This window comes from Idiomarina aquatica (assembly GCF_003987185.1).
GTDB lineage: Bacteria > Pseudomonadota > Gammaproteobacteria > Enterobacterales > Alteromonadaceae > Idiomarina > Idiomarina aquatica.
In genome coordinates this window covers 1,376,415-1,400,401 of record NZ_PIPS01000001.1, presented here as the reverse complement: position 1 = coordinate 1,400,401, position 23,987 = coordinate 1,376,415, and the positions used below count along the sequence as shown (strand labels likewise).

Annotated in this window: 22 protein-coding genes, 1 tRNA gene and 1 pseudogene; 13 read left to right on the top strand and 11 right to left on the bottom strand. The window is 50.0% G+C overall.

Annotated features, from left to right (window positions below; all coding sequences use genetic code 11):
- Positions 1-110 precede the first annotated feature (110 nt).
- The 4 genes from CWE23_RS06490 (at position 111) to cysE (ending at position 3,035) form a co-directional block, all read left to right on the top strand.
- Positions 111-737: a c-type cytochrome gene (locus CWE23_RS06490; RefSeq protein WP_105305321.1), complete on the top strand. Its 627-nt coding sequence runs from the start codon at positions 111-113 to the stop codon at positions 735-737.
- 572 nt (positions 738-1,309) lie between these two features.
- Positions 1,310-1,762, top strand: coding sequence for a Der GTPase-activating protein YihI (yihI, locus tag CWE23_RS06485; RefSeq protein ID WP_105305322.1), 453 nt, complete (start codon positions 1,310-1,312; stop codon positions 1,760-1,762).
- On the top strand, positions 1,762-2,214 hold the full coding sequence (locus CWE23_RS06480) for a DUF2489 domain-containing protein (RefSeq protein ID WP_126819791.1): 453 nt from the start codon (positions 1,762-1,764) through the stop codon (positions 2,212-2,214). Before yihI ends, CWE23_RS06480 begins: the two co-directional genes overlap by 1 nt.
- Positions 2,215-2,225: 11 nt before the next feature.
- Entirely contained in the window at positions 2,226-3,035 is an 810-nt protein-coding gene (gene cysE / locus CWE23_RS06475) for a serine O-acetyltransferase (protein ID WP_105305324.1), read from the top strand.
- Here cysE and CWE23_RS06470 read toward each other — a convergent pair.
- The 3 genes from CWE23_RS06470 to CWE23_RS06460 all read right to left on the bottom strand — a co-directional run bounded on the left by CWE23_RS06470 (position 3,032) and on the right by CWE23_RS06460 (position 5,685).
- Positions 3,032-4,603, bottom strand: coding sequence for a methyl-accepting chemotaxis protein (locus CWE23_RS06470; RefSeq protein ID WP_105305325.1), 1,572 nt, complete (start codon positions 4,601-4,603; stop codon positions 3,032-3,034). The two genes, cysE and CWE23_RS06470, sit on opposite strands and share 4 nt — an antisense overlap.
- 147 nt (positions 4,604-4,750) lie before the next feature.
- Positions 4,751-4,957, bottom strand: coding sequence for a cold-shock protein (locus CWE23_RS06465; protein WP_006954095.1), 207 nt, complete (start codon positions 4,955-4,957; stop codon positions 4,751-4,753).
- 182 nt (positions 4,958-5,139) lie between these two features.
- A complete protein-coding gene (locus CWE23_RS06460; RefSeq protein ID WP_105305326.1) occupies positions 5,140-5,685 on the bottom strand; it encodes a hydrolase in 546 nt (181 codons plus the stop codon).
- Between the two features lie 189 nt (positions 5,686-5,874).
- Here CWE23_RS06460 and purE point away from each other — a divergent pair, with 189 nt between their 5' ends.
- Both purE and CWE23_RS06450 read left to right on the top strand, forming a co-directional pair.
- Positions 5,875-6,366 (top strand): 5-(carboxyamino)imidazole ribonucleotide mutase, encoded by a 492-nt coding sequence (gene purE, locus CWE23_RS06455; RefSeq protein ID WP_105305327.1) that lies wholly within the window; start codon positions 5,875-5,877, stop codon positions 6,364-6,366.
- Positions 6,363-7,448 (top strand): ATP-grasp domain-containing protein, encoded by a 1,086-nt coding sequence (locus CWE23_RS06450; RefSeq protein ID WP_105305328.1) that lies wholly within the window; start codon positions 6,363-6,365, stop codon positions 7,446-7,448. The genes purE and CWE23_RS06450 overlap by 4 nt, the downstream gene beginning before the upstream one ends.
- On the opposite strand, the gene CWE23_RS06445 is transcribed toward CWE23_RS06450, so the two are convergent.
- Genes CWE23_RS06445 through CWE23_RS06435 form a run of 3 tightly spaced genes read right to left on the bottom strand, consistent with a single transcriptional unit; the run spans position 7,445 to position 10,971 of the window.
- Positions 7,445-8,098, bottom strand: a complete 654-nt coding sequence (locus CWE23_RS06445; RefSeq protein ID WP_126819790.1) for an alpha/beta hydrolase — start codon at positions 8,096-8,098, stop codon at positions 7,445-7,447. The two genes, CWE23_RS06450 and CWE23_RS06445, sit on opposite strands and share 4 nt — an antisense overlap.
- Positions 8,099-8,113: 15 nt before the next feature.
- Complete coding sequence (locus tag CWE23_RS06440; protein ID WP_241970553.1) at positions 8,114-8,938, bottom strand: prephenate dehydratase; 825 nt, start codon at positions 8,936-8,938, stop codon at positions 8,114-8,116.
- Positions 8,938-10,971, bottom strand: a complete 2,034-nt coding sequence (locus tag CWE23_RS06435; protein ID WP_105305330.1) for a S9 family peptidase — start codon at positions 10,969-10,971, stop codon at positions 8,938-8,940. The genes CWE23_RS06440 and CWE23_RS06435 overlap by 1 nt, the downstream gene beginning before the upstream one ends.
- 132 nt (positions 10,972-11,103) lie before the next feature.
- On the opposite strand from CWE23_RS06435, the gene alr reads away from it, so the two are divergent.
- The gene (gene alr, locus CWE23_RS06430; protein WP_126819789.1) at positions 11,104-12,198 is read left to right on the top strand and encodes an alanine racemase; all 1,095 of its coding nucleotides are present in this window, start codon (positions 11,104-11,106) and stop codon (positions 12,196-12,198) included.
- Here alr and CWE23_RS06425 read toward each other — a convergent pair.
- Entirely contained in the window at positions 12,154-12,741 is a 588-nt protein-coding gene (locus CWE23_RS06425) for a hypothetical protein (protein WP_126819788.1), read from the bottom strand. The two genes, alr and CWE23_RS06425, sit on opposite strands and share 45 nt — an antisense overlap.
- Positions 12,742-12,852: 111 nt before the next feature.
- Between CWE23_RS06425 and CWE23_RS06420 the strand changes: the two genes are divergently transcribed.
- The gene (locus tag CWE23_RS06420; protein ID WP_126819787.1) at positions 12,853-14,199 is read left to right on the top strand and encodes an amidohydrolase family protein; all 1,347 of its coding nucleotides are present in this window, start codon (positions 12,853-12,855) and stop codon (positions 14,197-14,199) included.
- A gap of 22 nt (positions 14,200-14,221) precedes the next feature.
- Here CWE23_RS06420 and CWE23_RS06415 read toward each other — a convergent pair whose 3' ends face one another.
- The 3 genes from CWE23_RS06415 to CWE23_RS06405 form a co-directional block, all read right to left on the bottom strand.
- Positions 14,222-15,757, bottom strand: a complete 1,536-nt coding sequence (locus CWE23_RS06415; RefSeq protein ID WP_105305334.1) for a leucyl aminopeptidase family protein — start codon at positions 15,755-15,757, stop codon at positions 14,222-14,224.
- A 108-nt stretch (positions 15,758-15,865) separates the two neighbouring features.
- On the bottom strand, positions 15,866-16,897 hold the full coding sequence (locus CWE23_RS06410) for a PepSY-associated TM helix domain-containing protein (RefSeq protein WP_241970552.1): 1,032 nt from the start codon (positions 16,895-16,897) through the stop codon (positions 15,866-15,868).
- A complete protein-coding gene (locus CWE23_RS06405) occupies positions 16,891-18,996 on the bottom strand; it encodes a TonB-dependent receptor (RefSeq protein WP_126819786.1) in 2,106 nt (701 codons plus the stop codon). Before CWE23_RS06405 ends, CWE23_RS06410 begins: the two co-directional genes overlap by 7 nt.
- Before the next feature lie 162 nt (positions 18,997-19,158).
- Here CWE23_RS06405 and CWE23_RS06400 point away from each other — a divergent pair, with 162 nt between their 5' ends.
- The 5 genes and pseudogenes from CWE23_RS06400 to CWE23_RS06380 all read left to right on the top strand — a co-directional run bounded on the left by CWE23_RS06400 (position 19,159) and on the right by CWE23_RS06380 (position 22,890).
- Complete coding sequence (locus CWE23_RS06400) at positions 19,159-20,718, top strand: serine hydrolase (protein WP_126819785.1); 1,560 nt, start codon at positions 19,159-19,161, stop codon at positions 20,716-20,718.
- 64 nt (positions 20,719-20,782) lie between these two features.
- Positions 20,783-20,859, top strand: a tRNA-Arg gene (locus CWE23_RS06395).
- Between the two features lie 308 nt (positions 20,860-21,167).
- Entirely contained in the window at positions 21,168-21,962 is a 795-nt protein-coding gene (locus CWE23_RS06390; RefSeq protein ID WP_241970551.1) for a type IV toxin-antitoxin system AbiEi family antitoxin domain-containing protein, read from the top strand.
- 6 nt (positions 21,963-21,968) lie between these two features.
- Positions 21,969-22,067 (top strand): annotated as a pseudogene (locus tag CWE23_RS06385) (nucleotidyl transferase AbiEii/AbiGii toxin family protein); the annotation flags it as partial.
- A gap of 580 nt (positions 22,068-22,647) precedes the next feature.
- Entirely contained in the window at positions 22,648-22,890 is a 243-nt protein-coding gene (locus tag CWE23_RS06380) for a hypothetical protein (protein WP_126819784.1), read from the top strand.
- A gap of 304 nt (positions 22,891-23,194) precedes the next feature.
- Here CWE23_RS06380 and CWE23_RS13895 read toward each other — a convergent pair whose 3' ends face one another.
- Positions 23,195-23,905: an RHS repeat-associated core domain-containing protein gene (locus CWE23_RS13895; protein ID WP_241970550.1), complete on the bottom strand. Its 711-nt coding sequence runs from the start codon at positions 23,903-23,905 to the stop codon at positions 23,195-23,197.
- Positions 23,906-23,987: the final 82 nt, after the last annotated feature.

Sequence of the window (23,987 nt, the reverse complement as noted above, 5' to 3'; positions counted from 1 at the left end):
CTGAATGCGTTTTAATCATTTAAACCACACGAGTTTTGTGTAAAATAGCAGTCTGTCGAACGCGATGTATGTCGGCGATCTCCGCCTCCAGAGATACAAGAGAAGCAAACATGAAAAAATTCGCTATCATTTTGGGATTATTTCTTGGGTCAACAAGCGTAGCTTTTGCGCAGCAGGGCGACCCAGAAGCAGGTAAGAATAAATCACAGGTGTGTGCAGCTTGCCACGGCCCTCAAGGTGAATCACCAACGGATATGTATCCGCATTTGGCTGGCCAACATGAAAAATATTTGTTCAAGCAGCTGATGGACTTTAAAACTGCTGCTGAAACCGGTGGTGAAGAAGGCCGTAATAACGCCATTATGATGGGGCAGGTTGCCAGCCTTTCACAACAGGATATGGCAGACCTGGCTGCTTACTACGCGTCACAGGATGAGCCAAAGGGCAGTACGCCGGAAGATGTAATTGCTAAGGGCGCTGACTTGTATCGTCGCGGTAACCCAGAATCGAAAGTCCCTTCATGTGCGGGTTGTCACGGACCTCGTGGTAACGGCATGGGGCTGGCGGCATTCCCGGACATTTCTGGTCAGTTCCCGGCATACCTTGAATCACAACTGAAAATGTTCCGCAGCGGTGAACGTGCAAACGATCCAAACGGGATGATGCGCGGCGTTGCTGAGAAAATGACCGATGAAGAGATCGAATTGTTATCTAAGTATCTTCACGGATTGTATTAATTCTTCAGTTCGTTTAAAGAGGCGGTTTTTTAACCGCCTTTTTTAGCTCTTCAGGGTATAACAAAAGATATAAAAAACGGCTTTTTTTACGCCTTAACAACAAAAAGTAATAAGAAAGTTATTTTTTATATCAATAAAATCATTGATTAAAAATTTCATTCGAGTAGTCTTTACAACGTCTGCGGAGATACAGCACCAAATTTGGAGCTGACTCATCAGACACTAAAATAACAAGATCGTCTTGAAGGCGGCTAAGCTCGATACAAAAAAATAACAAGAGGTCGAGTTAGATTATCGAACGTTGAGAACAACAGTTATATCGATAATCCAGGGAGTAAATTGTCACGAGCAATGGACTCCTACACTATAAAAATTATAACAAAATCAGGTTAAGGAAGACCGCAATAATAACTCGGAAGCAGTGACAACCATTCTCATAGTCGCAGTGCGCTGCCTAATATGAGAAAGACAGGCGATGTGAAAGCATCGCCTTTTTTCTTTCTATCATACTCACTGACGAAATCCCCCTCATTACGTTACAATAGATGTATCAAGCTAAATGAGGAGTGAGTATGACTCGCCGTAAGAAATCCAGAAAGCCAGGGCCCTTAGCTCCGGCGAAAAAGCCAAAAGACACCAGCGTCAGCGTTGACAGTAGCCGTGGTAAAAAGAAAGGCAAGGGCCTTAAACCCGGCCAGCGCCATTCGTCGACCGCTACCAAACAAAGTGCCAGTCAGTCCGGATCGCAACAGCCAGATCCCCGCAAAGGCAGTCGTCGCAAGATCCCTCTGGTATCTGTTGCGTCAGCTGCTACCGTCAGTCAACTGACGCCGGCGGAGGAATTGAAGCGCCTTGAGCAAGACGAAACCTTGCAAGCATTAGTAACTCGTTTTGAGCAAGGTGAGGAGTTAAGCGATGCCGAACAGCAATACCTGGATGAAAAATCAGAACGCTATGAACAATTAGCGACCGAACTGGGTATTGATCTGGAAGACGATGACGACTGGGACGACGAGGAGTATTAATGTCTACAACTGTGATAATAGTCATTTTACTGGGGGTTGCCATCATTGCTGCCCTGGCGGTATACGCCAATAAGCTGTTACGGCAGTTAAAACAACAGAATCAAATGCGACAGGATGCGGTGCAGAAGCGTATCGACCGCATTGATGAGAGTGTGATTACCATTGCTAAAGCAATGCAGCAGGATCAATGCCCCTTGTCCGAGGGATGTTTGCGTATTGTTGTATTGCTTGATCATCGACCCGACTCGGTTGAGTATGATTACTCACAAGATTATCCGGCAATGCATGAGATGTACGATAAAATTAAGCATATGCCGACGCATGAAAATCGCAAAAAGTTTCCGAAAAAGAAAATTCGTGAAATGGACAAAGAGCGAGAAGGGTACGAGGCGAGCATGAAAGAGCGTATCCTGGCAGACGTTGATCGCTTGTTACAGCGTTTCGTCCAGTAATGGAGTGAACCATGGCATTTTTTAGTGGCATCAGGGAAGACATTAAAAGCGTTTTTGATCGCGATCCGGCCGCGCGCAATACAATGGAAGTTCTGTTTCATTATCCCGGTCTGCATGCCATCTGGTTTCATCGCATCAGTCATAAATTGTGGTGCTGGCGACTTTACTGGCTAGCACGCTTTCTATCCAATATTGCTCGCTGGCTAACCGGCGTTGAGATTCACCCTGGTGCCCGTATCGGGCGCCGTTTCTTTATTGATCATGGAATGGGTGTGGTGATTGGTGAAACAGCGGAGATAGGCGATGACGTCACGTTATACCATGGTGTAACCCTAGGTGGCACCAGTTGGAATAAAGGTAAGCGTCATCCCACCCTTAAAAACGGTGTGGTGATTGGTGCCGGAGCGAAAGTGCTTGGACCGTTAGTGGTCGGAGAGCAAGCTCGCATTGGTTCGAATGCGGTGGTTGTGAGAGACGTGCCGGCTAAAGCGACCATGGTTGGTATTCCGGCTCGAGTGGCAAAATCCGGCGTTGACCGTGAAACATCAGAGCGCCGCGAAAAAATGGCCAAAGCCTATGGCTTTGATGCCTATGCCATCGCAGCGGATAACCCTGACCCGGTAGCAACCGCGATTGGGCGTATGCTGGACCATGTTGATGTACTTGACCAAAAAGTTGCAGACCTTTGCCAAGCGGTGAATAAGCTCGGTGGGGATGTTTGCGGTAATATTCCGAAAGTTGATGTGGAAGATGTCGAATTTTTGGAAGAAACGGTTCGCGCCGCTGAGCGACGCGAACACCAACAACGCGATGACCGTTAATTCTTCAGGTTAAAGCGCTCGATCAATTCATAAAGCTGCTTAACGGTATCCTCAAGCTGTATGCTTGAGGACTCCGTATGTTCTGATGTTTGTTGCGTTTGCTTGGCAATGTCAGATATTTCCGTAATTTGCTCACTGATGTGCTCGGCAACACCACTTTGCTCTTCGACAGCAGAGGCCATCTGCGTTGACATCGCGGCAATCTGCTCGATCGCTTGAGCGATTTCAGCGAGTGCTTCATCTGCCTTACGGACTTTTTCAACACCGTCGGCCGCGGTCTGTTCGCCTTCTCGGGATACCTCAACCGCGTCTTTCGCACGTTCCCGAAGTTTAGCAATGACCTGATGGATACTGTCGGTCGATTGTGTCGTTCGTGATGCCAAATTGCGCACCTCATCCGCGACCACCGAAAACCCTCGTCCATGTTCGCCCGCTCTGGCCGCCTCAATCGCCGCGTTTAAGGCCAGTAAGTTGGTTTGGTCGGCAATGGAAGAAATCAGGTCTGCGGCTTCACCAATGGCGCCGGTGGACTCGTCTAATGCCTGCACAGTCTGAGCTATTTGTTCGACCGCTTCGTGCAAGCCTTCGATGACCTTACTGGCTTCGCGAGCGAGCGTAACACTGCGTTCAACATTTTGGCGCGCTACATCCGCCTGGCTGGCGTTTTGTTCTACCGTACGAGCCACTTCCTGGATAGCCGTTGCCATTTCGGTCATGGCGGTTGCGGTTTGATCGGTTGCTTCGGTCTGCCGTTCAACCTGAGCGTGGCTGCTGCGCGCTTGTTGTTGGGTATCCTCGGCCACCTTAAGGATGCCGCCGACGGCATCTTTTATGCGCGTTAAGGCGGTATAGTTTCGAGCCGCTTCACTGTGTAGCACCATGGCCAGCTGCGCTTCTCGACCGTGACGAGGAAAGTACGTCATACCGACTAACTCAGAATCAAACGCCTCCGGACGACTGTCCAGCAAGCGCTGCATCATGGCGCTGACATAGCGGTTATAAAGCCCTGAGGAGACCAGAGTGCCGGCCAATACTACCGCCGCCGGTATGCTTCCGGCGAGCCCGGCAACGACACCGGTGCTGATCAGGCCGGGAACCAGTACCGGTGATAAATCACGAGCGCTCATCGCCAGGCGCTTTATCAGTGGCAGCGGCGGCTGCCCGTTATTGATGCGTTCATAGATGGCCATCGCGCGACGTTTACGTTCATCGGTCGTAGGTACCCGAACGGATTCAAAACCTTTGGGTTTACCGTTTTCCATGATCGGCGTAACGTAAGCACTGACCCAATAATGATCACCGTTTTTGGCGCGGTTTTTCACCAACCCCATCCAGGGCTTGCCCCGTTTAATGGTTTTCCACATGTTTTCAAAAACGGGCGCCGGAACGTCGGGGTGGCGAAGAATGTTATGAGGTTCACCAATCAGCTCGTCTTCAGAATAGCCGCTGATATCGATAAAGTCCTGGTTACAGTGGGTAATCACCCCTTTGAGGTCTGTCGACGATACCAGTCGATAGTGAGCGGGGATCGGCTTTTCTTTCTGTGTAACTGGACCAGTGTCTCTCATAATTTCGCGCTTATTGATTGAAAAATCTGAACAAAAATTGATATAGATTATTATCGGCTAAATGGCGTGATTGTTTAAGTCATTAGGCATAAAAAAACGCCGTGCTATACCAGCACGGCGTTTTTGGAATTCTATATTTCGGCGTTCTTACATAGGAACGACGTTTTCAGCCTGAGGACCTTTAGGACCTTGTGCTACGGTGAAAGAAACTTGTTGGCCTTCAGCCAAAGTTTTGAAACCGTCAGCTTGAATAGCGCTGAAATGTACGAATACGTCTGCGCCATTTTCTTGCTCGATGAAACCGAAGCCTTTTGCTTCGTTAAAGAATTTTACTTTACCAGTAGTAGTAGACATGCTGATATTTCCTCGTAGTGCATGTAAAAAAACAATTGCTCAGAAACTTAGGTATTACTTGGACTTACAAAACGAGGTACAGCAAAAGGAGGACTTCGTACACAAATCTCAAATCAATAGCCGAATTTTCTCAGCACTTCCGAGTATATACCTTAAACAGAGTCTGTCAATGAAAAGCCAAATTATTTCAACCAGTTTCTGCTAATGTGGCGAAAGGTATCGGTTCCTGATTTATGCAGCCACTCGAAAGCTGCCATTTCAGACGTGATGATATCAACCCGATTATCCCGCATCCGTGCAATTGCTGTGTCCTTATCATTGGGTCGGCGGGAACCCACACAGTCGGAAGGAAGATAAACCTGATAGCCCTCGGCCTTCATGTCCAGCGCGGTCTGTAACACACAAACATGAGTTTCCATGCCCATGATAACGACTTGTTTCTTATTGTACTCTCGCAGCACATCTCTAAAACTGTCTTCTTGAAGGGCACTGAAGTGGGTTTTCTCAATCACGCGCGCTGATTCGATGATTTCCTGTAACGACGAAACCGTATAACCCAGCCCCTTAGGATATTGCTCAGTAATTAAAATGGGGATGTCCAATTGCAGTGCAATTTCTGCTAACCAGCGCATCCTTGATGTGACGTTATCGCGCTGATGAATAGCAGGCAGCAATTTTTCCTGGGCGTCAACGATGAGTAACACCGAGTCTTTGGCTGAAAGTAGCATATCGACCTCATTAGTAATGTCATTCAGCTTCTACCATACCGAAATTTTTGTCAGCGTCTATTCGCTGATAGTATGAGAAGCTCTGCCGACGGTCAAAAATTCTGCAATTGATTTGCAGTTTAGGCCTGGTGTGGCTACAATTCCGTGCTTTTCAGACCGACGCAAACTGTTCAATCTAAAAGGTGCTCCATGGCTTCTGTTCTTATTCTAATGGGCTCGCAGTCTGACTGGCCAACCATGCAAAAAGCTGCGCTCATGCTCGACGAACTGGGTGTCGACTGGGAGGCAAAAGTCGCCTCTGCGCACCGCACACCCGACTTACTGAAGTTCCACATGGAACAAGCGGAAGCTGGTGACGTTAAGGTGGTTATCGCGGGTGCTGGTGGCGCAGCTCACTTACCAGGAATGCTGGCGGCTCATACGGCGCTGCCGGTTTTAGGTGTCCCTGTTTCCAGTAAGCAGTTAAAAGGGCTGGATAGCCTGCTGTCGATTGTGCAGATGCCGAAAGGCGTTGCCGTTGGTACACTGGCGATTGGCGATGCCGGTGCGGCAAACGCCGGTTTGTTGGCGGCGCAAATTATTGGTTCCTTCGATAGTAAGGTACGTGAGGCCGTGCAGACGTTCCGCGCTAAACAGCGCGACAAAGTGATGGCCAATGCGGATCTGGAGTTACCGAAATGAACATACTGATTCTTGGTAATGGTCAGCTGGGCCAGATGCTTGGTAAAGCCGTCATTCAACAGGGCCACCAATGCTTGCTGTACAGTGATCGAGAACACAAAGTAATGGCATTAGCCAGCGATCAAAGTGTTGCTCTGTCATTGGAAGAAGCCAAGGACTGGGCTGATGTTGTCACCTGGGAGCACGAACACTTAGGTGAAGATCTTGTTGAGCGGACTCAGGATAAGTTTTTATTAAAGCCGGAACGCTTCCATCAGTTAACCGACCGTCGCACGCAAAAGGCGTTATGTGACGAGTTGTCGATCCCAACGGCACCCTGGAAGGCTTACCAAAACGTTGCTGAACTGCAAGCCATTCTGGGCCAATGTGAGCAGGCCGTTGTCATTAAATCGGCGCGTGGCGGTTATGACGGGAAAGGCCAGTGGCGCTGGAAGCCGGGGCAGGATATCGCAGCGATCGCCGAAGATGCGGGTCAGCACCCAGGCATCGTTGAAGATATGATTCCATTTACTGACGAAGTGTCGGTCGTTGCCGCGCGAGATCATCATGGCGAACAACGGGGCTACCCATTAACACTGAACGTGCATCGTGACGGTATCCTGGCTTACAGTATGGCCGGTGCACAGCAGTTTTCCGAGCAGCTGGAAGCGATGGCACAGCAGTATCACCAAAAGTTGACCGACCACATAGACTACGTCGGTGTGCTGGCGATTGAGTTTTTTGTTGTGGGCGAAGGTGAACAACAACAATTGTTGGTTAACGAGGTTGCGCCCCGTGTTCATAACTCTGGCCACTGGACGATGAGCGGTGCCAACTGCGATCAGTTTAATTTACATATCCGTTGCATTACCGGGTTGCCGTTACCTGAATTTTTGGTCGCACCGACACTGATGATTAATGCCATAGGCGTTGATGGTTTGCCGCAGGTGCTGTGGGAAGCGTCTGCCGCTGATTGCCACTGGTACGGAAAAGCGCCACGTCCGGGCCGCAAGGTTGGTCATGTGAACTTTATGATTGATACCTTTGAGCGTGGCCAAAAGCTCGCCACACAATGGTGCGACGAGCTGCAAAAACTGGCTTAAGCGAAGCGCTCTGCCAGCCACTTCTTCATATCCTGAACTTGCTCCAGGCATAAAGAGTGAGGCATAGGGTAGGTTTGGTAGGTTACCGGATAGCCGCGCGAGGTTAAATCTTGCGCGGCTTTTTTACCCAACGACTCGGGTACCACAGGATCTTGTGTTCCGTGCTGGATAAGCAGAGGCAAGTCCCGGTTAGCGTCACTGGCTTTGATGTCTGACGCGGTAGCAAAATAGGTCGAGTGAGCCATTAAACCACCCAGTCGCTGTGGATAAGTTAATGCCACTTCGTAGCCAACCGCGCCACCTTGCGAAAACCCGGCAATGATAATACGTCGGCTATCAATGCCTTGTTCGATTTGCTCATCAATCAGTTGCTGCACTTGTGCCGCTGAAGCACGAAGCTGTTCACTATCGATTTTCCGATCAATGCTGATGTCGGTGATGTCATACCAAGCCGGCATCACCATTCCCTGGTTGATGGTAACCGGTAACTGCGGCGCATGCGGGAACAAAAAACGAATGTTAGCGTTTGGAAACTGCAGGTGCTCGGTCATCGGCACAAAATCGTTGCCGGAGGCTCCTAAGCCGTGAAGCCAAATAATAACGGCGTCTGCAGCGTGTTGTGGCTCGTGTTTAATGACTTCTAAAGCCATGATTACTCCTTCCTCTTATGCGGCCCGATAGCTGCCAAGCCAGCGCACTTGATTCAATTTGCCCAGCTGTTCGACAGCCTCTTTGATGTGTGGCTGGTCGATGTGGCCGTCAAAATCAATGAAAAAATGGTATTGCCCAAATTTACCACCGGTTGGTCGCGAAACGATGGATGTCAGGTTGATTCCACGGCGGGCAAAGACCGAGAGGCTGTCGACCAATAGCCCCGGGTGATCATCATCGTCGACCAGCAAGACACTGCTTTTCCATGGTAACTTGTCGTCAAACCGCGGTGTTGTCTGGGATGCGGACAATAGCACAAAACGGGTTTCATTATGAGCGATATCGGCTGCTCGCGGTTGTATCACATGCAAGTCATCCGGACACGGCACATGTGCCGGAATCAACGCTGCCGCTGGAGACAGCGCATTTTGTAGCTTAATCAGTGCTTCGCTGTTACTGCTGGTGTGGATAATTGGCAGATCCAGTTGCTGCAAAGCCTGGCGGCACTGGCCTGCCGCGACGAACTGAGCCCAAAGGTGTTCGGGCTCTTCACGGTTGGCGACCACCTGAAACTCGACCGGAAGCTTGGTTTCTGCAATGATCCGTAATGGTTTGGCGACGAGACTGTCGACCACAGGAGAAACGAAGCCTTCACTTAGATTCTCGATGGGCACTAAGCCCAGCGTCGTTGAGTTAACGACGTTTAGCACTGTATTCAGGTTATCGACCAGTTCAATATCGGCAGTAATGCCCTTATCCCTTGCCAGGCGCTGCGCGGCCAGTTCAGAGAACGTGCCGGCAGGCCCCAGTGTGGCAATTTTTATAGCCTGTGTGTTCATCAGTCCTTTTTGTACCTCTCGAACCACGCCAGTGCGTGCTCAATTTTCGCAATCATATTCGATGGACGATACGTTACCCCGTGTGACGCGCCCGGAACCCGAACCATAGCGGTATCGACTTTGCGCAGTTGCAGCGCCTGATAGAATTGCTCGGTTTCGGAAATGGGGGTACGGCGGTCGTTTTCACCGGTGAACAACATTACCGGGGTAGTGACATTACCGACCAGAGACAGCGGTGAGCGTTCCCAGTAATGTTCCAGTTGCTCCCACGGCATCCCCGGGAACTGGTTGTGGATCTGACCCATTGAACTATCCGCGGTCAGAACTTTACTCACCCAGTTAATGACCGGGTTAGTCGCGGCTGCAGCATTAAAGCGGTCGGTCATACCTACGGCGTAGGCCGTTGCGATACCACCCGCTGAACCTCCGGCAATAAAGAGGTTGTTATCATCAATAAAGCCTTTGTCGATAAGCGCGTCAATGCCACTCATGTGGTCGGCAAAATCATAAGGTGAGGAGTAGTTGCCATCTAACAACATCGCAAACTCTTTACCGTAGGACGTGCTACCGCGGTGATTGACATAAAGTACCACGTAGCCCTCAGCGGCATAGCGCTGATGTTCCGCCGCGAAATGCGGTCCGTAGGACAGGTGAGGGCCACCATGAATTTCCAGCAGTAAAGGGTACTCTTTATTTTCGTCAAAGTTTGGCGGAGTAATGTACCAACCCTGGATCGTTTGGCCATCGTAACGGGATTCAAACTCAATTTCATGGACCTCACCAAGCTGACGATGAGCCAGTAGGTCTTCATTCAGTTGCGTTAAAGAAACCGAAGACGCCCCTTGTTGTTGGAAACCCACATCGGCCGGGCGGTATGGTGTGCCGCGGGTATAGGCAACAGATCCATCCAGCGCTGCGCTAAAAGAACCCATGGTGTAGGGGCGGCTGACATAGGTGCCACCGACGTCGTCCGCACGGCGTGTCAGAGTGTCGTCGAGAGTGATCGTGGCAATGACATTTTTGCCGCGATCAGCAAATTGCACGGCAATCTGCTCTTCACCGTTCCACTGTGGGTTGCTAAACGAACGGTCAAGATCAGCTTGCAGTTCGCGCGCTGAACGATCGTCCCAGTTCATAACCCACAGCTGGTTTTTATGGTACGGCACGGGTTCATTCCCGCTGTGCAGATACAGCAGGTGTTCACCATCCGGGGAAAATTGAGCAGAACCTTCCTGACCGGGTAGATCGGTGATTTGAGTCAGCGTTTTATCGCTTACCGATACCGCGAACAGGTCGCTTTCGTTCACTTGATAAGCCCAGTCCTCGTGGCGGTTGCCGGAAAAAACAATGTGCTCGTCATTCTCAGACCAGGTTAGCGGTCCGCGGTGACTGAATTCACCTTCGGTTAATTGCCGCGCCGTGCCTCCCAAAGCAGGTACGACAAACACCTGATTGTGAGATGGCTCAAGAATGCCGGCGCCATCGCGCTGATAGTAGGTCTCTTCTACCACAATGGTACTGTCTGCCCATTTCGCCCCTTGAGGTTTTGCAGGCATTTTTACCGATTTCTCAAACTCCGTCGGCCCGGCTTTCACGGACATCATAAAGGCGATCTGTTGATCGTCGTTAGACCATGCCAGACTGGACGGCGATTCATGCACGTTGGTGACCTTGGCAACCTTTTGTTCATTTATCCAGTACACATGGATTTGATTTTGCTCGTTGCGGTTGGAGGTAAAAGCCAGTCGGCTACTGTCATTTGACCAGCTTAGGGCACCGTAGCTATGACCATCATCAAAGATGGGTAATGCCTTGCCGGTTTCCGTTTCAACCAGCCATAAAGAACGACGGGTTGAGTCTTTCATATCGTCAAAACTGTTGCGGATATAGGCAACGTAGCGACCATCCGGTGACACTGAAACTTGATTGGCGTATTCCAACTGGAAAATATCTTCGGATTTAAACACCTCGGCGGACAGTTGCGGAGCAACGACGCCCAGGCTGAGTGCGATAGCAGATGCTTTCAGCCACATAGTAATACCCTCATGAACGGTAAAAGTTTTGTTAACGTTACTGAAGCCGCTGACGAAGTGCAAAGACTTCCGTTAAACTCGCAGAAAATTGCGGTAAACTCGCTCATAAGAATAAGTCGAAGACGGACAACCATGAACTACAGAGCTACGCGCGCAGAAATCAGCACCAAAGCGCTTCAACACAACCTTGACTGGATTCGTCAGCACATTGATGCCGGACGACTGTTGGGCATCGTCAAAGCCGATGGCTACGGCCACGGTGTGGGGTTAGTCTGTGAAGCGATCGACACTAGGGTGGATGCTTTTGGCGTCGGTTTTACCGATGAGGCACTGGCATTACGAGACGCGTATCCGCAGTCGGATAAAACGGTGCTGATCCTGGAAGGCTGCCAAACTGACAACGAACTCGCCCTCTGTGCACAACACAATTTCAGTACCGTGGTTCATTCGTTGCACCAGCTCGAACGGCTTGAACGCGCGCGGTTGCCGCGACCGTTAGAGGTTTGGCTAAAAATCGATACCGGAATGCACCGATTAGGTATTGAACTAAGCGATACCGGTCGGTTTATTACACGATTAAAGGCAACTGGTAATGTGGCTAAGGTGGTATTGATGTCACATCTCGCCAATGCCGATACCGGCATGCCGCTGAATCATTATCAACGTCAGCAGTTTGAAAAAATAAAGCAGCAGCATCCAGGCTTTGAGGTTTCCCTGCATAACTCTGCGGCGACTCTCAACCCGCAATTGCGTGGCCAAATCGGAGCCGATGAGTGGGTAAGAGCCGGGCTATTGATGTATGGCGTCAACCCGTCAACGTTAACTGATATACAACCGGCACTGCTGCCGGCGATGTCGCTGAAGGCGCCGGTTATCGCCATTCATGACCTTAAAAAGGGTGATTCGGTGGGCTACGGTAGTGCCTGGATCGCTCAGCAGGACACGCGTATTGCGACGGTAGCCATTGGTTATGCGGACGGTTATCCACGCCAATGTGTTAATGGCACACCAACGGCGCTACGTGGTGAAATCGCGCCGTTGGTCGGTCGTGTTTCGATGGACATGATCACCATCGACATTACTCACATTCCGTCAGCCACCATCGGTGATGATGTCGAGCTTTGGGGGCAGCAGGTCGATGTCAGAGAGGTTGCCGATTGTGCCAATACCATTTCATGGCACTTACTCACGGGCACCAGTGTACGCGTTCCAAGGCTGAGTGTTTAATTCCAGACCAGAATCCGTTGCCTCGTCAAATTCGACAATCGCATCGAAGTTACGACGTATGGCCTCTATCGTTGTGTCGGGCACCTCTGATTGTACTGCTCTGATACGCCCGAGAATAGGGTGGTTGGGCTGCCCGGCTTGTTTGTGGGCCGTCTCCAGAGAAAGTCTCATGCTGACGCTAAAAAGTAAGGCCGAGTCGCGCGCAAACGATTCCAATTTTGTGTAAGTATAAGGGCGGATAGCGTTCAGTAGCGTTTCCTGCCCGATTTTATTCGCGTAAAACGTAAGTTCCTGGGCTATGTTACGTTGGTATGTTTTGGGCTCAAACATCGCTACCATGTAGTCGATGGCTGCCTGTGGGTTGGTGAAATCGTAATTTGGCGGGTTGACGTCGGGGCTTTCAATGCCACTTGTCAGTGCCGTCACCTCATACAACGCAGACAGCAGATTATCAATGTCTTGATCGGTAAGACTCCAATCGTCATCAGCCACTGTAGGGAAGCTGAACAATAACAGGGTGATCATCAATACAATGGTTTTCATCACTGGCTCCTTAAAATAAAGCGTTCAGTTTAGTTGCCAAACGGATTTCAGTCGTTAACACTCAGCGTATTCAGTTGTCGGTCATAGCGCACAATAAGGCGAGGAAATCGAATGAAGCGAATCGTAGGACTTTTTACCACTATGGCTCTGCTGGCGGGTTGCCAGCAGGTGCAGTCAGAACACGTCAGTAGTCCGGACATTGCGGTTATCAATGCCAACGTGGTCACCTTTAACGGCAAAGCGGCGCAACTGCTCAGTGAACGCGCGGTCTATATTGAGGACGATCGTATTCAGGCGGTAGTACCCATGGCAGCAGCACGGAATCTCCCGGAGAGCACGCGGCTGATTGATGCCGCTGACGGTTATGTGCTGGCAGGCTTTACCGAAATGCACGGCCATGTGCCTCCGGCTACCGACTTTGGCGATCTGCCCAGACGTTATGCTGACGATATGTTGTACTTGTACGTTGCCAACGGTGTAACCACGGTGCGTGGCATGCTGGGCTATCCGCACCAACTGCAGTTAAAGACCGATATCGCCGAGGGTCGCCGGCAGGGCCCGACGCTGTATCTTGCCGGGCCGAGCTTTAATGGCAACAGCATCGAATCCGTCGAGCAAGCAACGCAACGGGTGATTGAACAGCGCGAGCAGGGTTGGGATTTATTAAAAATCCACCCGGGGCTGACGTTAGCTGAGTACCGGGCTTTGGCTAGAACCGCACGCGACAGTGATATGGATTTTGCCGGGCATGTACCGAAGGATGTTGGCCTGAAAGTAGCGTTGGAGGAAGGACAGCGCACCATTGATCACATGGATGGTTATTTAGAGTTTGTCGATGCTCTGGACCGACCCATTACTGAGCAGGAGCTGGCTCAGCTGGTTGACCTAACCTTGCAATACGATGTTGGGGTGGTGCCAACGCAAGCCTTGTGGTCGACGCTGATTGGTGCTGAAGATCCACAACAGCTGGCGCACTATCCAGAACTCGATTTGGTGCCGCCGTCCGTGCGTGAGGGCTGGCTGGGTTACTATCAGCAGCCAAGCATGGGTTACTTTAATCAGGACCAAGCCGATGTACAGCAACAAAATCGGCAAGCCTTATTGAAGGCTCTGCATGACGCTGACGCGAAATTGATCTTTGGCACCGATGCGCCGCAGCTGTTCAGTGTGCCGGGATTTTCTATCCATCATGAAATTCGCATAATGCAGCAAGCCGGCATTCCATTGGAGGCCATTTATTATTACGCCACGGTCGCCGCGGGTGATTATTTTGCCGAACAGGATCGTTTTGGTCGTATTGAGGGCGGCCATAGGGCTGACTTTATGGTGCTCTCCGAAAATCCTCTGGAAGACGCGGAAGCCTTAAGGCAAGTACTTGGGGTGATGGTTAGAGGAGAATGGCTGTCACGTAATGATATTGATAAAAAACTGCAGGAAATACGCGCGGCCTATCAGTAGGCCGCGCTAACACAGTTAGTGCTTACTTATTTAGCTGATGAACCCATTCCGTCAGCAAGCGAACACCAAAACCTGTTGGTCCAGCCGGATGAATGCCGGTTGGACTGCTGACCATAGCGTCGGCCGCCATGTCAATGTGAATCCACGGTGTATCACCGGCAAAGTGCTTGAGGAAAGCGGCACCGGCCTGAGTGCCCGGAGAGCCAATGTTACGAATATCCGCCAGCGGACTGTCGATGATGCCGGGATAGCCTTCTAATGGTAGTTCCCAGACTTTCTCATCGGTAATGTTACCGGCTTCGATGATGGCTTGACGCAAGTCATCGGCGGAGGCAAACATCGCCGCATAACCGGTACCCAAAGCGCCGACTTTAGAACCGGTAAGGGTTGCGATATTGGCGATAGCTCGCGGCTTAAAGGTTGCGTTGGCGTACCAGTTACCGTCGCCCAGGATCAGGCGGCCTTCGGCATCGGTATTGGCAATTTCAACCAAGGTGCCGTCACCGGCCTTAACCACATCACCGGGCAGTGTCGCAGACCCTGAGATCAGGTTGTGTGACAACGGGGCAATGGCGACCACATTCACCGGAGCTTGTTGCTTGGCCAGTGCCATGACAGTACCGATAACCGCTCCCGCGCCGGCTTTATCGGTTTGCATACGCAGAATCGATGACGAACTGGTTTTCAGGTTATAGCCGCCAGTGTCAAAGGTGTTGCCCTTACCGACCAACGCGATGGGAGCGTCATCACTGCCTTTGTAGTGTGCTGCGAGTAAGTATGAACCGTGTTGGCTGCCGGCACTGACACTTTCCAGTAAGCCCATGCCCATTTCTTTGACCTGCTCCGGCGTGATCACCGTGATGTCAATGTCCAGGTCCTGCATCGCCTGCTGCGCTAATTTTACAATCGCTTCAGGGTAGCCATCGCTGCCCGGCAGAGCGGTAATGTCACGCGCGACAAACACACCTTCGGCGATAGCACGGAAGTTCTGATAATGTTTTTCGGCAACTTTAGGTGACTGAGTCACCCAGTGGTAGGTCGTTTGTGGGCGAGCTTTCGGCTCTGACTGGTAACGGTCAAAACGGTAATTACGCAGGTCGATACCGTGTGCCACCTGGGCGCTGATTTCTGCGGCAACGCCGGGGTTTGTGATCAAGCGTGTGTCAAAAACAACGTCGCTGAGCTCCGGTTTTAGAGCTGCCGCAATCGCCGCTCCCAGTTTCTCAGCTTTAAAACGTGACAGTTCGGCCGGGTTGCCGACGCCCGCCAGCATCAGGTGGTTCGCTTGAGTTCCGGCGGGAGCCACCAAGGTCACCAGTTGTGAGGCGGCTCCGGTAAAGTCTTCAATTTCAGCAGCCCGGGCAACCGCCTGGTTTTGCTCACTAGACCAACCCTCGACCTCAATCGTTTGATCTTCAGCAACAAACACGACCCGAGTCGATGCTGTTGCATTGTCATCGGTAAACCGTGTCTGGGTCGACAGATAGTCGCTGGCCATTGCAGGCAGCGCCAACGCAGTTGATATCGCCAGTGTCGAAATGGCTCGTTGAATCGACATAGATTTTCCTCTTGTTTTAAGACAGATTGTTTACGTTACTATAACGATCTGTAGCTAACCGACAAAGTAGATAAGCCCAAAGGCTGAAAAAAAGCGATACGGTCCATGTTATTTAAGACGTTGTCCCCTGCGTTTGACGTAAAACCAAACGCCAGAAATGGGCAAGACAATGAGTGCAAGCCCTGACAGCAGGATGATGGTTAGATAAAGACTGCCGCCGATAGCAGCCACATGGGTGGGATAAATCATATTGGACACACGGTTACCCAGTGCGGTACTGCGTTCGTCAATGACCTTAGCGACGGTGCCGGAAGGGGTAAACTGCAAGTAATTGCGTCCGTTCGGATGCCACTCAGTTTGGTGTTTGGCCCGAATTTGCGGCTCTTCTAAATACAGTAGGCGCGCTTCAGCCGTTGGCAATGCCTGCTCGACCAAGGCTAAACGCTGCGACCAATTGCTGGCTTGTTTGTCCGGTAGGGGCGGCAAGGAGTGCTGTTGCGTTTGCGGGAACAGACTGACCAACACGGACTTCACCGGAGCCGCGTACATAATTGCGGTGCCGGTAATGATCACGATAACAATCGGAACAAACAGCGTCACACCGATAAAGCGATGTAACTGCCAAAGAGTTTGCATACCGCGTTTGCTAAAGGGGTTAAACCACCGTACCGAGAGAGCTCGACTGAAACTGCCGCGTCTGGGCCACCAGCGCACAATGCCGGTAGTGATAAGCGCAATACTGAGTAAGCCGAGAATGCCTAAGATATCTTTACCCAGCTCATTCAGCGCCAAGTGATGGTGCAACTCGACCAGCCAGCTCATGGTATCGCCTAAGTAATGGCGCTCTAACAGGAGGGTGCCATTGGCGTCATAGTAGTAATGGGTTTTTTCAGCATCAACCACTTCGAACCAGGGGCGGTCAGCGGTTGGCATCAGTGCGTAGCCGCTGGAGAATCCATCGGCAATAGTGCCCGCTGCGGATACCGAAACCGGTTCAGCTAATGCAAGTTGGGGATAAAGCAGCATCAGCAACTCATTTTTGTACAACAGTAACGAGCCGCTGATAGCCATTAACAGCATCCACAGGCTGAGCGTTAAGCCCAGCCAGCGGTGCCATTGTGTTAAGTTGGGTGTTACCAACGGTAATTCCAGTTAAAGCTGACAGTTCGACCACGGCCAGCGAAGTTACGAGTATCACCGCCGACGGTTTGTGCGTAGTAGGTAAAGTAAAACTCATCCAGTAAGTTTTCGACACCCACCGAGAAGTTACCCAAATCACGCGTTTCGATAAGTACAGACGCATCAACGGTGTTATAGCCGTCAAAGTTGTTGATGGCTTGCTCACCACTGTAAATATCGCGGTCAAACAGTTTATTCCACTGTACTTTCGAGCTTACCATACCGGTCCATTGTTGCGACCAGTATAGGTTAGCGCGTTTTGGCGCGATGTTACGGCCACCCAGTTGCGTGTCGACAGAGCCATCATCGTTGCTGTCGTATTCGCCGTCAGTATCCGCGTAATTTAAGCCAAACGCGGTATCGTTCGATAGTGCGTATTCGGCACTGAACTCAATACCGTCAATTTCGGTTTTTTCACGCATAACGCTGTAGATGCCATCTGCGTCAGCTTGCAGGCGTGCGCCCAGGTCAGAATCAGAGCGGAAGTAGCTCAATGAGGCGCTCAGCGCGTTATCACGATATTCAACGCCGATCTCTTGGTTATCCGCAATCACCGGCTGTAAGTCTAAGAAACTGTTGATGCTAAGACCCGGTGTCGAAATACCGCGCAACACACGACCTACGTCCGGCATGCTAAAGCCTTCTGAGTAGCTGGCAAAAACGCGCAGTTCATCGGTCAGTGCGTAGACGGCACCCAGGTTGGGTAGCAGATCGTTAAAGCTTGGCTCGCCGCCTTCAACGAAGGTCGAGTTATAGCCGGCCAGGGTGGTGAAATCATCCACGTTAAGTTTGCCGTACTCGTAGCGCAGACCACCACTAAGGGTTAAGCCGTTGGCCTGGTAACGAAGTTGCGCATAAGGTGCCCAGTTCTTGAATTCTGTCTCTGGTACCCATTTACGACCGGTCTGAGCCAGCTCCTGGAAGGTGGTGTCGTTTAGGTAATCCAAACCGGCACTGACGGAGAACGGCGATTGTTTGATGTTGTTCCAGTTCATCGTTACCCGGGAACCGTACTTGCGCGAATCGTTACGTGACTGGTCAAACAGGTTGTCGCCATAGGCCGGATCCTGAAACACGCCGTAGGTACCGCCGCCGTATAGAGCAGAGAAGTCCTGTAAGAACAATTGCCAGTTCAGCTCGGCGTTTAGAAAATCGGTATTGTTGTAGGTCAGGCTTGAGGTGGTGACCTCGTTCTCTGGTGCATCACCCGGTTGTTCACCTTTTACCGAAACCGTTGGAATGCCTTCAAGGCGGTTACCGCCCAGCGAACCGTAGTCACCGTTGCCAGCCATATCAAAACGGTTCAGCATCAGCTCCAGCGACTGCTGCTGGTCGATTTGGTAACCCAATTTGGCAAACACGTCGTAACTCTTGGAGTCCATGGTGTCGCCCTGTGTGGTGTCGACGCCGATAAGCATCCCGTTACCATCAACGTACATACCGGTATCACGGTACTGAACACCACCGACAAAGCGCCAATCCCCCTGCGCGTGGCGCAGCAGGTAACCGGCCTGGTAGCTGAGGCCTTCGGATACTTCAGAATCCGGTGCCATAAAACCGGCATTCATTTCGTGTGAGGTGCCGGCTTCGGCCTGTTTCGTGACGATATTGATGATACCGCCACTGGCGCCCATGCCCTGAATGGCGCTGGCGCCGTGAATGACCTCAACGCGCTCGATCATGAACGGGTCGATGGTCATGGCAGCACGAGAACCATTCCGCAATGGGTTTGACTGTGGCACGCCGTCAATCAAATACAACGGTTCACGTCCACGCAAGGTCTCGCCGGCACTGGTTAGCTTCTGACGTGAGGGCGAAAAGGCCGGGATCAGGTTGCCCAGGATGTCCGATAAGGATTGTGCGACCGTCATTTGCTGACGAATGTCTTCACCATCAATAACCGATACCGTTGCCGGAATCGCACTTTGTGGGATGCTGGTACGTGTTGCGGTGATTTTGATGGTTTCGTCGATATCAACGCTATCGGTCTGATTCTGCTGCGCCATCGCCGAGCTTGATAATGCGGTCAGGATTGCAAGAGAGAGTGTCTTCTTAAACATGAGAATCCTTATCATTTAAAAAAGTGCGACAATGATAACGATTCGCATTAAAGAGTCAATAAATGCTTAATACTATTTTTAATGGTATTGATCGACGTAAAAAACTCAGCCGCTATGGTAACCTTCGATATAGAACAATAAAACGCCAAAAGGAAAGCGAAAATGAAAGGGTTAACAAAAATTCTTTGTCTAACGGCTGCCGTCAGCGCACTGATCGGGTGTTCTGAAAAACCGGCACCGGAAACCGCGCAGCCGTCGCTCGAGCAGAAAATTCGCCAAACCGCAGAACAGTCGCTGCAGGCTTTTAATATTCCCGGTCTGGCCGTTGTTGCGGTGAAAGACGGTGAAGTTGTCCTGGCGGAAGGTTTTGGCATCCGCGATATTGAGTCGCAGCAGCCGGTCACCCCAACCACCTTGTTTGGCATTGCCTCGCACACCAAAGCGATGACTGCCGCAGCGATGGCAACATTGGTCGAGCAGGGTAAACTGAACTGGGATGATAACGTCATCCAACATTTGCCAGAATTTAAACTGTCTGACCCTTACATAACCCGCGAACTGACCATCCGTGACCTACTTAGTCACCGCTCCGGCCTTGGGCTTGGCGCTGGCGATTTGATGATCTGGCCAAATACCGATAAAAGCACCGATGAGGTCATCGCCGGCTTAGCGAACGTGCCCATCGAGCACGGTTTCCGAGAACGCTTTGATTACAATAACCTGATGTTTGTAACTGCCGGCAAGGTCATCGCTGAAGTCAGTGGTATGCCATACCATCAGTACGTTGAACAAACCTTGTTTGAGCCAATGCAGATGGACGAAAGCACAATTGGCTTCTCGCGGATAGATGCCGGCAACGACAACGTCGCTGTTGGTACCATAGAAATGAACGGTGAGCTGCACCGTTTTCCGTTGGATTTTCTGGAAGATTTCGCCGCTGCGGGTGCAACGGCCGCCAGTGTTGATGACATGAGCCGTTGGTTATTGACCTTGTTGAACGAAGGGAAAACACCGACCGGTCAGACGTTGTTCAGCGAAGACTCATTGCATGATATGTGGCAACTGGTAACACCGTTGCCAGTGTCTGCAAAGGCTGCCGAGCAGGGCACTTACTTCCGCGGCTATGGGCTGGGTTGGTTCGTTAAAGACTACTACGGTGTTAAGCACGTATCCCACAGCGGCGGCATCCTCGGTATGTTGTCGTTTACCACGGTGATCCCCGAAAAAGAATTTGCCATTACGGTGATGAGCAATCAGCAGGCGTTTGGCGCGCTCACCGCTGTTGTCGAAGAATCGCTGGAATTAGTGCTGGGGACACCGGACAAAGACTGGGTAGCCAATGAGAGCAAAAAATATCATGAGTTTATTCAGAAAAAAGCCGAGTTCACCGTCGATGACGTGGAAGACCCTCAACCTGCGTTGCCACTCAGCCATTACGCGGGCCGATACAACGACGCCTGGTACGGTGACGTGGTGATTAGCGAGCAAGATAATGCTCTGCGCATTGATTTTACTCACACCGATATGCTGAAAGGCACACTCGAACACTACAACGGCAATACCTTTATTGTGCGCTGGGACGAACCGTTACTGGAAGCCGATGCGTTTATCGATTTCGACGTTAATCGCGATAATCAAATTAAAACCGCTACCATGGAAGCCGTTGCCGATTTTACCGACTTCAGTTTTGACTTTCATAACCTGACATTGCAAAAGCAATAAGCAAGCTAACTCTGGACAGCGCGAGGGCAAATCCCTATAATGCCCTCGCTTTCCATAAGCATGCGCACCCGTAGCTCAGCTGGATAGAGCGCTGCCCTCCGGAGGCAGAGGTCACAGGTTCGACTCCTGTCGGGTGCGCCATTTCCTTTGTCTTTAGCGATTTTCTTCCTTTAGTATCTATTCTAAATTCTTCTCTTTGATGTTTTTTTCGGCGTGACCGTTAGCTGTTGTGTTTAGTGGCAAACTAAAGTTAGCTAACCTCAACAAGCACAAAAATCATACAGCTAAATGAGTGCTATTTATGTCGGCTGCGCGATGCCATTGAGCTCAAATAGGTTGAAAAGTAACAAATATACGTTGTTTATCGACGTGTTTAGCTTTATTATCAAACCAAGTTAGTTTGATTAATGTGAAATACACGTCAATAATTAACGTATATAGATAATATTGTGAACCTAAAAGAGCATCACATACTAAATCACGAAGCAGGCAAAACGCTGAAGCAAAAACTCCCGCTTGGTATGGTCGCAACGAAACGCTGGCTACAAGAGCAGGGGTTAAGTTTGCATTACATCGACAATTCCGTTCGAAGAGGGGCCTTACTCGTAGCCGTTCCCGGTGTTTATTACCGAGATGAAGCCCGTCCGACTTGGCAGGGGGTGGTCGCTTCACTGCAGCAAATGGCTAAGCTTCCTGTTCATGTCGGTGGGTTGAGTGCGTTAGCGGTAAACGGCGTAAGCCATTTCGTAAACAAACGTGGTAATCCTATAGTTGACTTATATTCTCCCGACAAGCTCCCGGCATGGGTTAATAAGATAGATGTGGGAGCTACTTTTGCATGGCATGGCACGAAGCGCCTGTGGCCTGAGTCATTACTGCTCGACCAAAGTGTGTTCCGTCATTATGAATGGGTAAAAGGTTTGCCGGAAATAACGTATTCGTGTGTTGAAAAAGCCTATCTGGAAGTACTCAACGAGGTGCCTAAGCACGTCAGTTTCGAGCATGCTGACGCGCTTCTTCAGGGGTTACATAACTTGTCACCTCGTAAGTTGGATACGCTGTTAAAAGGCTGTCTTAATGTAAAAGTGAAACGGTTATTTTTTTGGTTAGCGGAGCGTAATCAACAGCCTTGGTTTAAATACTTGAAGTCAGAGGATTACGACTTAGGAGCAGGTAAGAGAGTCGTAGCGGTAAATGGTCGCCTGGAAAACAAATGGCAAATTACGGTTCCCAAGGAGATGTAAATTATCATGGATAGAAATAGTATTTATTATCGCCAGGTTCAGTTGCTTATGCAGGTGCTACCATTTGTTGCGGCTCATGACTGTTTTGCGCTCAAAGGCGGTACAATCTGGACAATTAATCAACGAACTGCTGACACCATCTTCTTCGTCGGGTGATAGAGACCGATTCGAGCAAAGACTATCCTCAGATCTAGGAAGAGTTATAGAGATCGGGCTTAGTTTGCCCCCTACATTTAGCGACGAAGCAGACAGTATGGTTTGTACCAAAACACTTCATTGGATCTTGGCTAATAACCATCCTTGCTTCAAATAAACCTGTCAATTTCGACTCACAAATACTTCACTCACACAAATAGTTTTTGTTCCACTTTGATGGTTTTCGTGTTCCACCTTAATGTCACCAAGCGTTTCCCTTAAAGGTACTGAGATGTTCCTTTCCATGGGAATATCTAGGTGGAAATTACCGCCCAAATGACACACCTCGAACCCTGAAATGGCACAGCAAGAGATTTTAAGGTGGAACACGAAAACCGTGAACGTGGAACAAGCACCCTCTGACAGAAAAAGCAATCTTCAGACCCGATTATTGTCTATAATCTCTAAACAGCTGTAGCAACCAGAGTCGGTGTTCATGCCTTACTGCCAAACTAACTTTCGAGCTGTACCACCAAAGCGAGTTGAAGAGGTGCTCTCTTCATTGACCAAAGAGAGCTTTGTTGGAGGACAATCCGCTTATCAGCTCGACGATGGCTCTTACTCCATTAATGCCGGGGAAAACGATATTCGGGCTATCTATGACCAAGAAAATACAGAAATAAAGTTCTTCTGCCGTTACCAACGGGGTATGAACTTTTACGATAAGAAACTGATGGCTTTTGCCACCAAGCATGGCATTGACACCAAACCTTGCACCGTCTCATCTGAATAGTGAGCCGCTACGACTTGGCTTGATGTGAGAAAAAAACAAAGCCGCGCGAGGGCGAGGCTTTGGATTCAAAGTGATTTCTTTGAGCTGAACGTTCCTGATATTGCAGTTATCAAAGTCCTTATATTCAATAGATAGAACAGTAAAACTAAGAAAACCGCTCCAACTTTGAAAAATGCTATTGCGTAGCTTTTCTCCCAACCGAAAAGCAAATAGAGAACATAGCTACCAACAGCAATTCCCACCACATTGTATATGGGAAATAACAATAAATACCGAAATAGCAACTTTTTATTACTTGGTCTCATTAACACCCTCCTTGCCTCTCGCATCCTGAAGCGACATTATCTGCAACAGAGGATACTGCATTAACAGAATTACCTGCTACGTTACCAGCAGTAGCTCCCGGCTGAGTATTGGTGAACATAGTTTGCGCACGAGAATTCCCAAGAGTCTTTTGAGTAGCATTTGCTTGAAATTGTCCGCTAGTTCCACCTGACACAGCACCAAGAGCTGCACCTTTACCAGCAGCTTCCAGAACTTGTCCACCATCTATACTGCCCGTTTGGGATAATTGTGTTAATGAGCTTCCTGTTGCTCCCGTCACAGCACCTGATACAGCACCACTTATACCTTCAGTTGCAACCTTTGAAGCACCGCTTCCCATTGCCGAAGCTGGTTTTGTTAATGCACCGATAGCTTTACTCGCTAACTTACCTGCCGCACCGCCTGTTCCTCCTGAGATAGCGCCAATACCAGTTTGCATGGCTACCTCTCCCCAATCACTTACACTTCCACCTGAAGCTATTTGGGTTATTACCTCACTTGCAAATCCAACAGCAGCACCAATAGCAAATTGTATAAATTCACCATCAGGGTCTTTATATTTATATGGGTTATTGTTTGCATACATATATCGGTTGAATGACATGACTGGATTAGCATCAGTATACCCAACCGGATCATTCGAATAGAAACGACCTATGACTGGATCATAGTATCGTGCCTGCATATACATTAATCGATACTACGAGCCATAATACATTGTCAATAAAGTATAACTAGTACAGTAACTTAACAGTATAGTTGAGTCTTTGTAG